Raw genomic sequence first — 14,453 nt, 5'->3', positions numbered from 1 at the left:
GAGCCGCGTAGCGGCGGGGGCAGAGCCCCGACCCCTTTAGATCCAGAACTTTTCCTGCACCTTGGCGCGGCGCATTCCGTCCGGCGTTTCCACTTCAACAACCGAACCCGCGTCCCAGTGGCTCAGCCGCAACATGCCAATGGCGACGTTTGTCTGAAAGTCGGGGGACCACGCCGCCGAGGTCACCTGACCCACGCGCTTACCACCGGCCATCACCGACCACGGTTGATCGCAAGCAGGAACCTCATCGCCATCAATCGCAATGGGGCGAATTTGCTGAACGGGGCCTTCTTTCGCGACGCGTAGGAGCGCATCCCGCCCGATACAACCGATCGCCGTGTGCGTGTTGCAGAACTTGCCCAAACCGCACTCATGTGGCGTGTTGTCGTCTGTCATATCGTTACCATAAGACAGCAGCCCACCTTCGATCCTCTCGATCAGGTTCGGGCATCCTGCGCGCACGTTCAGGTCTTCTCCGGCTGCAAACAGTGCGTTCCAGAGGGGCATCCCGATATCCGAGCCCTCGACATAGATTTCGAAGCCGCCCTGCTTGGAATAGCCCGACCGCGCGACCGCCAGATCGCGGCCTTCGAATTCGAACATGTCAAACTTGAAGAAACGGATATCGCGCACGCGATCACCGAAGACACGCGACATCAGTTCATCCGCTTTGGGCCCCTGCACTGCGAGTGGCGACACATCGGGTTCATCCACCAGCACATCCAGCCGATACCCGTTGGCAATCCCCTTGACCCAGAGCAGCAGATCGCTGTCCGCAATGGAAATCCACCAGCGGTCATCAGACAGTTTCACCGCCACAGGGTCATTCAGCATACCACCTGTCTCATCGACGATTGGCACGTAATAGCACTGCCCTGGCAGCATCCCCCGCAGATCACGCGGGGTCAGCATTTGCATAAGCCGCGCCGCATCTGGCCCGCGCAGTTCAACCTGACGTTCGCAGGACACGTCCCAAACCTGAACATGTTCCTTCAGGTGGCGGTAATCTGCCTGGACACTTTCGAAAACCGTGGGCAAGCGCATACGGTTGTAGATGGTGTATGCTTTGACACCAGCTGCCTCGACACCTTCCGAAAACGGGGTGCGACGCAACCGGCGCGAGAGCGAAACTTGCGGCATTCAGGCCTCCTGCAAGATGGGGACCGGATCGTTGACAGGCCGCGTTGATCCATTTTCGGTCAACATCTTCTGGACCTGCCCGCGATGGTGGGTCTTGGGGTTAAGAGTGTAAGAATTCCATTGCCACCACAGCAATGTAGTGAAACATTCAGGACCCATTGGCGCTTGGGGGGATCAGCCTTGACCGCCCCGCTGCGCCATCAGGATCATCACTTTGGGCCAGTCCAATCAATCGGGCAAATTTCAGCCGACTTACCTCCGAAATCCCATACGCGTCCGTAGTCGCGCACCTTGGATTTCGTACCCCGCGCAACGATGATGTCAGGTCCCATCCAGTACTTCGAATTTGATACCATAACAGGGTGGCCAGCGTCTTTCCCGGCCAGCATCTCGACCTCGCCCTGAATCTTTCGACCAATCGAAATGCGGCGTTTATTTCCGTCGCGCTCGATCTGGACCGGCGCTTTTTCGGCGCCAATAATCTCGCTCACCAGCATGGTGAACAAACCCGTGGTTCCGCCAGCTTGACCGCTGAAGATCTGTAGTAGCCCGTTATAGGCCTTGCCGCTTGCTCTTTCGTCAACATACGCAGCAACTTTCCACTGACCTTCACCCATCCGTCCGGGAATATCGACCAAAAGCCCAACATTCAGCCCCGACAGATCTTCGCCCTCATAGTGCCCTTCGTCGATAATGATACCCATCCAAGCATGACAATGCCCTTCGGTCGGAGGGTGCGCGCCAAGCGACACAACACACGGACAAAACACATCGCAGGAACAATTCAGGATTAGCTCACCCTTGATCGCCCAGTTCGTTGGCGACATCTCACGCCGTTTGGGATTTGGCATACGACTGTCAATACGTTGACTGATCGGCAACCTATCAGCTTCGGGTTTTCTGTTTTTTGCCATTAGCTTATCCTCCGAAAATATAGGGATAGATCAACAGGATTATACCGCCCGTGATCAGTGCAAACCCCAGCGGACGCGTGATCGCGTGCCCGATTTGGGGAAGTTTTTCGAGTACCATGAAGAAGGTCGCAAGACCCATCCACAACAGGCTCATGACGCCGCCCACAAAACCAAGCGCCATAAAGCCCCAGCAACAGCCGACACAGAATGCGCCAAGACCCAGACCCATGCGCAAGCCGCCAGTAAAGCCGGTTTTCCAATGCCCAAGGAAATAGGTCATGGGGGCGTGACAGACGCCGTGACAGACCTCTTTCGCGCGGGTGAACTGAAAAGCTCCGACCGCAATCATCAAGCCGCCTGCCACAAGCCCGGATTTGGCAATGCCCAGCATGTCCACGACGCCGCCGAACAACAAAGCCAATTGCACCCCGGTGATCAGGGCGGCAAATCCGACCCAGACCACGAAATATCCGGTCAGGACACCGAACCACCCCGTGCGCGAGCCGTTTGCGCTGCGGATCAGATCGTCATAGCTGCGCAAGGTCGGGACCAAAGTTGGCAGCATCATCGCCGCCATCATGATTGCCCACATCCAGAACAAGGGGCCGAATTCGGCCATGGGCATATACATGTCCATTCGCGGGTCCATGGCGGCCATCGCCTGCCCCATCGGACCGGGGCGGCCGATAAAATCCAAATCCATATTGCGGCTCATGGTGAACATCATCCACCACGCCCACAGGATCAGAATGTAGAATCCCAGCCACAAGCCACTGCGAAGTACAGCGCGACTCATATGCTCCTCCCGACTCAGTTCTTGCTTTTCAAATGTCAGACTTTTAAATGTCAGACAAATAAAAAAACACAGGCGGTCACAGGATTATGAAAATCGACCCTCGGAAACCTGCAGATTTATCTGCACAAATCGCGCAAGCGATACGCGACGCCATCGTATCAGGCGAATTGATCGTTGATGAGCGTCTGCCGTCCGAAGCCGAACTTGCCGATCAGTTTGAGGTCTCGCGCCCCACGGTTCGTGAAGCGCTGAAAAGACTTGCTGCTCAGTCTCTTATTCGTACGCAACGTGGTGCTACCGGTGGCGCTTTTGTCAATCGCCTGAGTTTCGAAGACGCCTATTCCCAACAGATTACAACCTCAACCTTACTGTTGTCGATGAACACTGTCAGTTTCGATACTGCTTGCGAAGCGCGCTATGCACTGGAACGCGCCTGCGCTCGCCTTTCGTCGGAACGTCGGACGGCCGATCAGCTGGCCACGATGCGCGCCGAAATCTTCAGACAAGCACAGCCGGGCCTGACGGACGAAGCCTTCTGCGCCTCAGACGTGGCCTTCCACCGCGCTTTGGTCGACGGCGCCGGAAACCCCGTCCTGTCCTATCAGCTGGCCGGAGCAGTCGAGGCGATGCAACCGCTTATGAACATGATCACCTTTACGGCCAGATCCCGAGAAGAGATCATTTCGCTGCATACGCAGATCGCGGATGCCTTGGAGCGCAGTGATGTGGAAGAAGTTGACGATAGCCTTTTAAGGCTCGAGAAATACACAAGAAAACTGGCGCGCGATGTCGCCGAAAAAAAGCGTAAACCAGCTTGATGAGGAACAGATGGTACCGGTCCTTAATATTGTCGCAGCCTTACTAACTATTGCCTTTGGTCTGTTCGGCTTTCTTGCACCGGCGTGGACAGCAGCTTCGTTGGATTTAGCACCAACAAGCAGCACCATGGGCCTAAGTGAGATGCGCGCGTCGGTGGGAGGGCTTTTCGTCGTAACCGGGATAGCAGTTCTGTGGCTTAACGCGCCCATGGCTTATACGATGCTGGGTGTTGTTTACGCGGGCGCGGCACTCGGGCGGTTTGTGTCAGTCCTTTTGGACAACCCGCCTTTGATCAAAGCAGTGACATTCGGTGGAATCGAGGCTGTTCTGGCTATTTGGTTGATTTTGGCCAACCTAAACAAAACAACGTAAGTATCTGTTCTGGCGCGCTTCACCCGAAAAACTCGGGAATTGCATCCCGATAGCACCTCACCTATATAGAACAGGTCCTTCGGGACTATGGACATAAACGCGCTCGTAATAAGCGGATCGGACCCGGGGGCGGTACCCGGCGGCTCCACCATAAACCTTCGTTTGGGGTGTTTGGGGCCGAAATAGGATCGACGAACGTCTAAAGGGGTTAGCTTTGTCTCGGCTGTCTGCCACCGTTATCGGCGAAACTAGTACAATTGCAAACGACAATCGTGCTCCGGTTGCAGTTGCTGCGTAAGCAGTAGCAAGACCGAAACTTAAGCCCTTGCGCCTAGCCGCGTAAGGCGGGGTTCGCAGGTACCTGGCAACAGAAACCTGCATTTTCCCCAATATGTTTTTCTACTGTCTTTCGGGCGTTCAGACTTTTTTCACTCCTTTTGCGCATGCTTGACCCACAATAAAGGAGAGCTGAGATGTCTCACGCAAAGGTGCTCAGAGAATGGTATTCCGAAGTCTGGGAAAAGGGGAATACCGATGCCATTGATACCTATTTTGCGCCGGAAACAATGGCCGAAGGGCTGATTCCTGAAATGCAGGTAGGTGCTGACGAATTCCGAGACCTCGTGATAGCTTTTCGGCATATCCTGGGCGAAATCGAAGTCGACATGCCCAAAATCGTTGAAGATGGGGATTGGGTGTCAGCTATCATTCATCTGCGTACCACACGCGCCGACAACGGCGCTCCGTTGCAGGCGACCGGTAGTATGATGGGCCGGATTAGAGATAATCGCGTGGTTGAGGTCTATAATCAGTTCGACTTCATCTCACTGTTTGAGCAGCTTGGCCAGTTTCCTCAGGATACCTTACCCATATGTATGACGGGTCAGAGGTTGGATTGGGCGTAAACCGCAGTTCCAATCTTTAAGCTGCGCTGTTTCCCCAACAACTCTGAACCCGCCCTGACAATTCTTGTCTGATCCCTGCTAAAAGCCTGTAAAGCATGACGGTATCCGGATAGAAGACCCGCATAACAGGTCAGCGGATCAAAAACCATGGCGCCAAACACAGCGGAAATGATCAAAGTGTTCGGGCGCATCGGTCTTTTATCTTTTGGCGGCCCTGCAGCGCAGATTTCCCTAATGCATCAGGAGTTGGTCGAGGAACGTTCATGGTTGGACGAGCAAACATTCTTGCGCGCGCTCTCGTTGTGTATGTTGCTTCCCGGCCCAGAGGCAATGCAGTTGGCAACCTACGCAGGCTGGCGGCTACGTGGCGTTTTGGGCGGGTTGATTGCCGGCTTTCTGTTCGTTCTGCCCGGAGCTCTGGTTATTGCAGTGCTGGTATCACTTTACGCGAGTTACGGCGCGCTTCCGCTTGTGCAATCCGGGTTCGTGGGGATCAAAGCTGCGGTGATCATCATTGTTTTGCATGCCCTTAGAAACCTGTCCCGAAAAGCGCTGAAAGATACCGAGCATATTGGCGTTGCCGCTCTGAGTTTTCTGTCGATCTTTCTTCTTAACCTGCCCTTTCCACTGATAATCGTGGCCGCCGCGGTTTGGGGTTTTATTAGGTTCCAGAGCGACAGCCCAACTCGGACAATCAATAAGGTCGACACTCCCACAGGATATATCCGCACCGGACTGACCTGGGTGACACTTTGGTTGGCGCCTTTGATTTTGCTTAGTCTGACGGGTCAGAAATTACTGGCGGACCTCGGCTGGTTCTTCGCACGTCTTGCAGTTGTGACCTTTGGCGGCGCTTACGCTGTGTTGGCGTATATGACCCAAACGGTCGTGGACAAGTACCAATGGATTAGCACACCGCAGATGATTGATGCACTTGGATTGGCCGAAACGACTCCAGGTCCTTTGATTTTAGTGACCCAATTCGTGGCTATGCTTACCGGTCAGGCGGATGGAGGGTTTCCACTTGCCCTCGCGGCCGGTGCAGTTGCGCTTTGGGCAACATTCGTCCCATGCTTTTTATGGATTTTCATTGCCGCACCTTATCTGGATCACCTCGCAAGCCGCCCAAGATTGTCAGCGGCTCTGAACGGAATCACAGCAGCGGTCGTAGGTGTGATTCTCAACTTGTCGGTGTGGTTTGGCTTAAATGTGCTGTTCCACAATGTCCCGCAGAAAACATGGGGTTTCTTTTCGTTTCCTTGGCCTGACTATGCATCCGCGAACCTGATCGCTTTGTGTCTTGTAGTGCTGGCTTGGGTGTTGATATTTAAATTCAAATTTGGCATGGGGCGAACATTGGCCATGATGGCGGCGGCCGGAATGGCCTCTCACCTCCTATGAACAATCCGCCCAATCGTGGTCTTTCGTTTCCGGCGAAATCGCTTATGCTTAGAACATCAATTTTGAGGAAGACACATGTCGCAGGACATTGATTACGGGAACCTTATGCACACGGCGATGCGTGGGCTAATCAAGAAGGTTCTGACAAGCGTTTCGAAAAACGGCCTGCCAGGGGCGCATCATTTCTTTATTACCTTCGACACCCAACAAGATGGGGTGGAATTAGCTGACTGGCTGCGCGACAGATATCCCGATGAAATGACAATCGTCGTGCAGCACTGGTTTGAAAACCTAGAGGTCGGCGACAAGGGGTTCGCGATCACACTGAATTTTGGCGACGCGCCTGAGCCGCTTTATATCCCTTATTCGTCCATCAAAACGTTTGTTGACCCCTCGGTCGAGTTTGGTTTGCGCTTCGAAAGCCCGGAAGAGGAAGAGGTTGCTCAATTCATCGAAGACGCTATCGAAGTTGAGGAAGAAGAAGAGCAACACGACGCCGACGTCGTTTCGCTCGACAGCTTTCGCAAATAACCGCTGGATTATTGACGCTTTAGAAAAGTCTCGACTGATCGGGACTTCACTCCGTTTCTGAACCGCGAAAACGACAGATTCAGACCGCCTTCAGTCAGCGTTCGATCGTATTGCTGCAGCTCGTAGCCACCGTTTTCGTCGATGAACAAGGAAAAAACTGTCATTGTTTGCCCATCGATCCGGCCCCATACGAACGGTTCGCCCTGCATCGGATCCAAAGGCACTTCGTGTCCAAAGACATTACGTCTCATTGCGGCAGAAAATACGTCTGTACGCTCGGACTCTTTGAAATCAATGGAAAACGATTGCTCTTTTATCCGACCGTCTGCTTTGTAGGTCGTTGTTTTCCAACTGACATTAAACCCATCTTTAAGTTCGTGGATCGAGACGCTCATGTCCCTGGGGACTTCACCTCCATCCGCGTCCACCATGTTTGCAGAGCCAACATAGTCACCAACAAAGGGGGCGATTTCGTCAGCAAGAACAGGTTGAGACGAAAGCGTAATGCACACGAGCGCAACAACAGAGAACGTGAGCATTTTTAGGGCAAGTAGCCGTTCTGAAAGTAACACGAGACTCTCCGCAACATTGACTAACTTATTCTAGCCCACCTGTTAGCACGCACAATGGGTCGAATTGTAATCCCCTAAATAAAATGAAGCATTTGTCGATCTATACCTTTGTGAACCATAAGTTTAAGGTGCGCGAAATTGCCCGATTGCACGGTGGCGTAGTGGCAGGTAAATGGCATACGACTGTATACAAGACGGAGTGACAGATGTCCCAGACCCGCACAGAATCCGACAGCTTTGGCCCGCTGGAGGTTCCTTCGGATAAATATTGGGGTGCGCAGACCCAGCGCTCCATCATGAATTTCCCCATTGGATGGGAGAAACAGCCTGTGGCCATCGTGCGGGCCTTGGGCGTTATCAAAAAAGCCTGCGCAATGGAGAACAAGGCGACTGGTAAACTGGACGCTCGGATCGCTGACGCCATCATTCAGGCAGCCGGAGAAGTCTTCGAAGGCAAGTTCGACGACAACTTCCCACTGGTCGTGTGGCAAACCGGGTCGGGAACTCAGTCCAACATGAACTCAAACGAGGTCATCGCGAACCGTGCGATCGAGATTCTGGGCGGCGTTATTGGATCCAAGGATCCCGTGCACCCCAATGACCATTGCAACATGGGACAATCTTCGAACGACACCTTCCCCACCGCCATGCACATCGCAACAGCCATGAGCGTGCGTGACGTTCTGTTGCCTGGGCTCGAAAAGCTAGCCTTGGGGTTGGAGCGGAAATCCGAGGAATTCAAAGATATTATCAAGATCGGGCGGACTCATACACAAGACGCAACGCCGCTGACTCTGGGTCAGGAATTCGGTGGCTACGCCCATCAGATCCGTCAGGGGATCGAGCGCGTAAAGGCCGCTATGCCTGGTATCTATGAGCTAGCTCAGGGTGGCACTGCCGTGGGCACCGGTTTGAACACTCAAAACGGCTGGGGCGAAGCCGTTGCAGCAAATATGGCCGAGATAACCGGCCTGCCCTTCGTGACCGCGCCTAACAAGTTTGAGGCGCTGGCCGCGCATGACGCCATGGTCTTTTTGTCGGGCGCTTTGGCGACAATCGCGGGTAGCTGTTATAAAATTGCCAACGATATCCGTCTGTTGGGATCGGGTCCTCGTTCAGGTCTGGGCGAATTGATCTTGCCGGAAAACGAACCGGGTTCGTCAATTATGCCCGGCAAAGTGAACCCCACACAGGCCGAGGCACTGACACAGGTCGCGGCGCATGTCATGGGCAATGACGCCGCAGTAAAGTTTGCCGGAAGTCAGGGCCACTTCGAGTTGAATGTTTACAACCCGATGATGTCCTACAACCTGTTGCAGTCAATCCAGCTTTTGGGCGATGCCGCCGATAGCTTTACCGAACGGATGCTACTGGGCATTCAGGCAAACGAGCCGCGCATTGAAAAGCTGATGAAGGAGTCGCTGATGCTGGTGACGGCTCTGGCGCCCACCATCGGCTATGACAACGCCACGACGGTTGCAAAGACTGCGCATAAGAACGGCACGACCCTCAAGGAAGAGGCCATCGCCCTGGGTTTTGTGGATGAAGCGACATTTGACGCCGTGGTCCGCCCCGAGCAAATGATCGGTCCAAAGGACTGATGAGTAAGCCGGTCAATCTGAACCGGTACCGAAAGGAAAAAGCGCGGGCTGAAAAGAAGGCCCGCGCCGACCAGAATGCTATTACCTTTGGGCGTAAAAAGCCTGAAAGAGATGCAGCCGAGAAAGTACTGAACAAACAACGCCGCGACTTGGACAACCATGAGTTGGAGGAATGAGCGGCCGCCCCGTCAAACGGTCCCTGACCCTGAAGGGACACCGTACTTCGGTATCGCTCGAGGATGAGTTCTGGCAGGCATTCCGTGACATTGCCAAAATAAAGGATATTCCAATCAATGCGCTAGCGGCTGAAATTGACGTGTCTCGTGATCCTGAAATCGGCTTGGCATCGGCAATTCGTGTGTACATTTTGAACTGGTATCGCGCCTGACATTGGGTGCTTGATTTAAAACTACCGGGCTGTGTATGCTCGACCGGAACAAAAGTGGTACATACATGAGCCAGACTACACAAGGACCGGACGGTCAGCCTCGCTGCAAATGGTGCCAGGCCGCGCCTGAGTTTTTCGATTATCATGACAACGAATGGGGATATCCCGTTGCGGATGACCAACGCTTGTTCGAAAAGCTATGTCTCGAAAGTTTTCAATCCGGGTTGAGCTGGCGGACAATCCTATCCAAGCGCGAGAATTTTCGGAGAGCGTTTAAACAATTCGAAATCAACGCTGTAGCGGCGTTTGATGATGCAGACATTGAACGTCTTTTGCACGATGAAGGAATTGTCCGACATCGCGGCAAAATTCAAGCCGTCATAAATAACGCCCAATGCGCACAATGTCTGATCACTGAGTACGGATCACTTGCTGCTTATGTCTGGCAGTATGAGGCAGATATGCCACCCGAACCTCAGACAGCGTCAACCTCGGCTGAGTCTGTGGCCATGTCCAAGGATCTTAAAAAGAGAGGTTGGAAATTCGTTGGGCCAACCACTGTTTTTGCGTTCATGCAAGCGATGGGGCTTGTAAATGATCACGCAAATGGATGCGTCATGCGCGAAAAAGCGGCGCAGATGCGCCGCAATTTCATTGCGCCAACGTAGATCTGTTTAAATCGACGCGCGGTAGATTTTCTCGATATTCCCACCCAGAGCTGCGTTGAACTCATCATTCGATTGCTTTTTCGACAGTCCCTCAGTCAAAGCACGCGAGAAAGATGCGATCATTTTACCGTTCTGTCCCAACAAATCGCAGGCTTGTTCTGTTGAATATCCGCCCGACAAAGCAACCACACGCACCACGCGTGGATGATCGGCAACGGCGTCATACAGGTTCGCATTGGTGGGGATCGTCAATTTCAGCATCACATCCTGTCCCTCGTCCAATTGATCAAGGTTTTTCAGGATCTCGGCCTTCAGAATGTCTTCGGCCTCGGCTTTGGATGCCGAATTGATGTTCACCTCAGGCTCGATGATCGGAACCATATCAGCCGCTATCACTTCCCGCGCAATGTCGAATTGTTGCGCAACTACAGCTGCGATGCCCTCGGCATTGGCTTCATGAATAACCGAGCGTTCTTTGGTTCCAAACACGCCCGACGCCTTCGCTAGGGTGTCGGCCAGACCAGGGATCGGCTTCATCATCTGAACACCATTCGCCTCGTCCTCTAACCCTTTGTCGATCTTGAGAAAAGGAACGATGCGCTTTTCCGACCAAAGGAAATCAGCGACTTTTCGGCCATTAATTTCTTCACCCAGAGTCCGTTCGAACAGGATGGCTCCGATAACTTTTTCATTGGTGAAATCATCTGCCAGGATAATCCGGGCGCGCATCTTCTGAATTTCCCCAAACATCTCCTCGTCCGAGGAATAGTCTGAAGCCTCAACCCCATAGAGTGCCAGCGCTTTGGGAGTCGAGCCGCCGCTTTGATCCAGTGCTGCAATAAAGCCAGCTCCATTGGACATTTGCTCGCGCTGTTCTGATTTGGACATATGATATTCCCGTTCGAAATGATTCCGCTGTTTTCAACCGCATACAGCATGGCGCATCGCGATGGTAGTTTGTTAGCGCTCAACGATGCGCAACCAAATTCCGTCTTTCGACCGGACAGTCAGATGCGCCACCGGAATCGGCGTTTTGCCCTCGATTAACTCGAACCGGAAGTGCTGCAGCAATTTGGACAGGATCAATGGGCCCTCGATCATGGCAAATCCAGCGCCCGAGCACACACGAGGACCAGCTGAGAACGGAATGAAGGCTTCTCGCTGGCAACGCTTGCCGTTTTCCGTGGCCCATCTGTTCGGATCAAACTCATCCGGATGATCCCAAAGGCGTTCGTGCCGGTGAACATGCCACGGGCTAATAACGATTTGAGCCCCTTTTGGAACGTCGCGGTCGCGAAAGCGTTCGGTGCACGTAGTTTCCCGCACCATCATAGGGACAGGCGGATAAAGTCGGAGCGTCTCGCGAAAGACATCTCTGCTCAGCTTTAGTTTCGACATCTCCGAGATATCGGAGAGATTTACAGCCTGAGCTTCGGCAGCAAGCTTATCTTGCCACTCTGGGTATAAGGCCATCAGGTACAACGCCCAAGCCAGAGCCGAGGCGCTTGTTTCATGGCCTGCCAGAAAGAAAATCGCAACTTGGTCGACCATCTCATTTGTGTCGAAACATGTCCCGGTCTCAGGGTCCGGAGTCGTCATGATTTTAGTTGCCAGATCGTTGGGCGCACATCCTCGCGCAATTAATTCAGCACGTTGTTGCGTCAGCTTCCCAATCAAAGCCCTTATTTCATTTGCGTTTTTTCGAGTTCTTGAAGAATGGAACCGAGGCATCCACCGTGGTAGCGGAACAAATGCGGCCAGGTTCAACAAGGGTTGCTGGCGTTGGTAATCCCTGAACTTCTGAAAGACTTGCGCTGCGACTTCATGTTCGATCGGCACTGAGAATAAGGTTCGAAAGATAACATCGGCGGCAGCATGGCTTGTTAACTCTTCACATTCGATATCGGTGCCGACCAGAGGGCGTATTCGTCGCACTGCTGCTTCCGCGGCCTGAAGCATCGCAGGGAACGTATCTTTAAGCCGTCCCCCCTCAAACGCCGGGTCGATGATCCTGCGTTGTCGTTTCCACGTTTCACCATTGGTTAAAAAAACAGACTCTCCTAAAAGTGGTCGTAAGCCTTCGCTGATGCGTTCAGATTTAGGAAAACCTTCCGCTCGTTTTTTCAAAACAGTTTCAACAAGTTCAGGCTGGTTCATCATGTATGAACGGAAGAACGGAGTCCGAAACTCGGCCATCCATGCGCGATACAGGCGTTGCGGTTGTGCCGAAAGGATATCTTGACGAAACAGCTTGAGGTACCGCCACAGCGAAACATGGTTTGGGCGTGAGGGCGGCTTTGGCGGTATCACAGCATCACCGTCCGGTGCTTTGAGACTGCGATATCGATACGAGACTTAGACGAACTACGTTCGCGGAATCTCTGGGCCAAAGACTGAGGTCCGGCCGTGATGCGGAAATAGTCGTACGCCCCGACACGATCAAAGGCGCACAAATACTGAAAATGAAGACGAAAGAAACGCCACCGCAAAGCCTGCCAACGCTCTGGCGAAAGTGTTTGCGTGAATGCTGCCGACAAGACCAAGGGCCATTTTTTACTTTCGGTTGCGACGCCGGAAACGCCGACAGGGTCGCAAAGAGCAAAAGAACATCCGTCACCCGGAGCCGATACGTCCACCCAGGTGAGATTGTACTGAACGGAAAGAAATTGAAGATCTGTCCGCAACTCTTTGGCATTTGGGAGAAACGACACCATTGGCACGACCTGACCCAAGGATAGGAAAGATAGAGCTGGTCGGAAACCTGTATCCGGTGCATTCCTGATTACATCAGCCAGAACTGAGACCCCGATATGTGCGCCGGAACTGTGGCCAACAACCAAGACTTCATCCACGTCCGTAACCAACGCCTGCTTAATAAGTTCGGTGAATTCGGTCATGCGTTTTCGCAAAGCAGCGGGCGTTTCACCCTTTAAGCTCGCCGAATAGGCGTAGTCGTGCATCAGATAATAAGCGAATAGCTTGTTGTCGATCTTTTGAAACCAACGCAAAAGCAGGCAGAACGTCAGAATGGCTGGAGCAATGGCAAAGAGGTCAAAAAATTGGCTGCCGCCTTTCCAGATGCCCCAAGCGATGGCCAGTGCTGCGGCCAGCTGGAATACAAGCATCGCAAACGGATAAAGTGCAGCGATTACAGGCCCCTTGCGTAAACGCATCAGTCGTCCAAATGTCCCATTCGCAAGGTAAATCCACGCGGTTCTAACCAGTTGCACATAAGTCGCAACAACCGAGTTGGACATGCTGTCCCTGACAATATCCGACCAGACCAACACCTGAATCTGTGTCTCAACCTCGGTTCCGTCTTGTTCCGAATGGACATGCCATCCAAAGGGACCGTCCCCCATTTTGGCTGAAACCGATATCTGATATCCTGACAACGCGGACTGCGCCGCCCCTTCCGAGCGGTACAGTTCGCGGTATCTGCGAGGATGTATAGGATCATAACCGGGAATGTAAAACACCCGGCGCCGTTTGACCTGCTCTTGGTTTTCGTGACTGTTCATAGTCTTACCTTCTGCTGAGCAGATTAGCGCAGCGTTATTATCAAGGTAAGTCAGATCAGTACTTTAGCCAAAATTTGCCAGCGCCGGGAAAGCTTCCAGCAACCACCAGCTAAACTCGGTGAACAACCCGGTGATCAACATGATGCCAACGAACAACAACAACCCACCCATCACTTTTTCGATTGTCGCCATATGAGGCTTGATCTTGTTCATAACGGTCATCGAGCGGTTAAGGAACATTGCAGCCAGCAAGAACGGTATGCCGAGTCCCGCAGCGTAAACACCCAAGAGCAACGTTCCACGGGCCACCGAGGCTTCAGACGCCGCCAAGGACAGGATCGCGCCAAGCTGAGGACCGATACACGGCGTCCATCCAAAAGCGAAAGCCAGTCCGAGGATGTAAGCTCCAAAAACAGAACCGCCCGAATCTCCGGTTTCGATCCGCGCTTCACGGTCCAGGAACGGGATGCGGAAGACATTCAGAAAGTGAAGACCGAACACAATCACCACAGCACCTGAAAGCTTCGCGAAAAGCACTTGGTTTTGCAGGACAAACGCGCCAAAGGCCGAGGCCGTGAAGCCCAGTAACAGGAAGACAGTCGACAAGCCCAGCACAAAGAACAATGCGGTCAGCGTCGCTTTGCGCCGCGCCGCAGTCTGGTCCTGCATTTCGTTGATCGACACACCGCTCATATAGGCAAGATACGGTGGCACGATCGGCAAGACACACGGCGAAAGGAAACTAATCAGTCCGCCCAGCATCGCGATGAACATGGCAGGCAGCAGGCCCGCGTCGATGATATCTATTCCAAACATAATTCAGCA

At 53.2% G+C, this 14,453-nt stretch carries 17 protein-coding genes and 1 other RNA gene; 10 read left to right on the top strand and 8 right to left on the bottom strand.

The features are described 5' to 3' along the window. Positions 1-36: 36 nt before the first annotated feature. From AC2TAD_RS00555 to AC2TAD_RS00545, 3 genes are all read right to left on the bottom strand, one after another. The gene (locus AC2TAD_RS00555; RefSeq protein WP_480865482.1) at positions 37-1,140 is read right to left on the bottom strand and encodes a dimethylsulfoniopropionate demethylase; all 1,104 of its coding nucleotides are present in this window, start codon (positions 1,138-1,140) and stop codon (positions 37-39) included. A 209-nt stretch (positions 1,141-1,349) separates the two neighbouring features. Then, positions 1,350-2,054, bottom strand: a complete 705-nt coding sequence (locus AC2TAD_RS00550; protein WP_480865481.1) for a DUF1326 domain-containing protein — start codon at positions 2,052-2,054, stop codon at positions 1,350-1,352. A 4-nt stretch (positions 2,055-2,058) separates the two neighbouring features. After that, complete coding sequence (locus AC2TAD_RS00545; protein ID WP_480865480.1) at positions 2,059-2,850, bottom strand: DUF2182 domain-containing protein; 792 nt, start codon at positions 2,848-2,850, stop codon at positions 2,059-2,061. An 86-nt stretch (positions 2,851-2,936) separates the two neighbouring features. Between AC2TAD_RS00545 and AC2TAD_RS00540 the strand changes: the two genes are divergently transcribed. The 6 genes from AC2TAD_RS00540 to AC2TAD_RS00515 all read left to right on the top strand — a co-directional run bounded on the left by AC2TAD_RS00540 (position 2,937) and on the right by AC2TAD_RS00515 (position 6,878). Beyond that, a complete protein-coding gene (locus AC2TAD_RS00540) occupies positions 2,937-3,668 on the top strand; it encodes a FadR/GntR family transcriptional regulator (protein WP_480865479.1) in 732 nt (243 codons plus the stop codon). 10 nt (positions 3,669-3,678) lie between these two features. After that, positions 3,679-4,041: a DUF4345 family protein gene (locus tag AC2TAD_RS00535; RefSeq protein ID WP_170751115.1), complete on the top strand. Its 363-nt coding sequence runs from the start codon at positions 3,679-3,681 to the stop codon at positions 4,039-4,041. Positions 4,042-4,076: 35 nt separating this feature from the next. Then, positions 4,077-4,423: a transfer-messenger RNA gene (gene ssrA, locus AC2TAD_RS00530) on the top strand. Positions 4,424-4,514: 91 nt separating this feature from the next. Continuing rightward, a complete protein-coding gene (locus AC2TAD_RS00525) occupies positions 4,515-4,946 on the top strand; it encodes an ester cyclase (RefSeq protein ID WP_170751113.1) in 432 nt (143 codons plus the stop codon). Between the two features lie 147 nt (positions 4,947-5,093). Next, complete coding sequence (chrA, locus tag AC2TAD_RS00520; RefSeq protein WP_480865478.1) at positions 5,094-6,347, top strand: chromate efflux transporter; 1,254 nt, start codon at positions 5,094-5,096, stop codon at positions 6,345-6,347. A gap of 75 nt (positions 6,348-6,422) precedes the next feature. Next, complete coding sequence (locus tag AC2TAD_RS00515) at positions 6,423-6,878, top strand: ClpXP protease specificity-enhancing factor SspB (RefSeq protein WP_170354111.1); 456 nt, start codon at positions 6,423-6,425, stop codon at positions 6,876-6,878. An 8-nt stretch (positions 6,879-6,886) separates the two neighbouring features. Here the strand turns inward: AC2TAD_RS00515 and AC2TAD_RS00510 are convergent, their stop codons facing one another. Beyond that, the gene (locus AC2TAD_RS00510; RefSeq protein WP_480865477.1) at positions 6,887-7,450 is read right to left on the bottom strand and encodes a hypothetical protein; all 564 of its coding nucleotides are present in this window, start codon (positions 7,448-7,450) and stop codon (positions 6,887-6,889) included. Positions 7,451-7,656: 206 nt separating this feature from the next. Between AC2TAD_RS00510 and fumC the strand changes: the two genes are divergently transcribed. From fumC to AC2TAD_RS00490, 4 genes are all read left to right on the top strand, one after another. Further along, positions 7,657-9,051, top strand: coding sequence for a class II fumarate hydratase (gene fumC / locus AC2TAD_RS00505; RefSeq protein WP_480865476.1), 1,395 nt, complete (start codon positions 7,657-7,659; stop codon positions 9,049-9,051). Continuing rightward, the gene (locus tag AC2TAD_RS00500; protein WP_480865474.1) at positions 9,051-9,227 is read left to right on the top strand and encodes a DUF4169 family protein; all 177 of its coding nucleotides are present in this window, start codon (positions 9,051-9,053) and stop codon (positions 9,225-9,227) included. Before fumC ends, AC2TAD_RS00500 begins: the two co-directional genes overlap by 1 nt. Then, the gene (locus AC2TAD_RS00495; protein WP_170354108.1) at positions 9,224-9,439 is read left to right on the top strand and encodes a ribbon-helix-helix domain-containing protein; all 216 of its coding nucleotides are present in this window, start codon (positions 9,224-9,226) and stop codon (positions 9,437-9,439) included. The genes AC2TAD_RS00500 and AC2TAD_RS00495 overlap by 4 nt, the downstream gene beginning before the upstream one ends. 65 nt (positions 9,440-9,504) lie before the next feature. Further along, the gene (locus tag AC2TAD_RS00490) at positions 9,505-10,107 is read left to right on the top strand and encodes a DNA-3-methyladenine glycosylase I (protein WP_480865473.1); all 603 of its coding nucleotides are present in this window, start codon (positions 9,505-9,507) and stop codon (positions 10,105-10,107) included. A gap of 6 nt (positions 10,108-10,113) precedes the next feature. Here the strand turns inward: AC2TAD_RS00490 and AC2TAD_RS00485 are convergent, their stop codons facing one another. The 4 genes from AC2TAD_RS00485 to AC2TAD_RS00470 all read right to left on the bottom strand — a co-directional run bounded on the left by AC2TAD_RS00485 (position 10,114) and on the right by AC2TAD_RS00470 (position 14,444). Beyond that, on the bottom strand, positions 10,114-10,995 hold the full coding sequence (locus tag AC2TAD_RS00485; RefSeq protein WP_480865471.1) for a fructose bisphosphate aldolase: 882 nt from the start codon (positions 10,993-10,995) through the stop codon (positions 10,114-10,116). A gap of 72 nt (positions 10,996-11,067) precedes the next feature. After that, a complete protein-coding gene (locus tag AC2TAD_RS00480; RefSeq protein ID WP_480865470.1) occupies positions 11,068-12,417 on the bottom strand; it encodes a cytochrome P450 in 1,350 nt (449 codons plus the stop codon). Continuing rightward, positions 12,414-13,628, bottom strand: a complete 1,215-nt coding sequence (locus tag AC2TAD_RS00475) for a hypothetical protein (protein ID WP_480865469.1) — start codon at positions 13,626-13,628, stop codon at positions 12,414-12,416. The genes AC2TAD_RS00480 and AC2TAD_RS00475 overlap by 4 nt, the downstream gene beginning before the upstream one ends. Before the next feature lie 63 nt (positions 13,629-13,691). Next, complete coding sequence (locus AC2TAD_RS00470; protein ID WP_170354104.1) at positions 13,692-14,444, bottom strand: cytochrome c biogenesis CcdA family protein; 753 nt, start codon at positions 14,442-14,444, stop codon at positions 13,692-13,694. Positions 14,445-14,453 lie beyond the last annotated feature (9 nt).

It is taken from the genome of Ruegeria sp. HKCCD7628, assembly GCF_057221005.1.
This window is presented reverse-complemented; position numbering and strand designations above follow the sequence as displayed.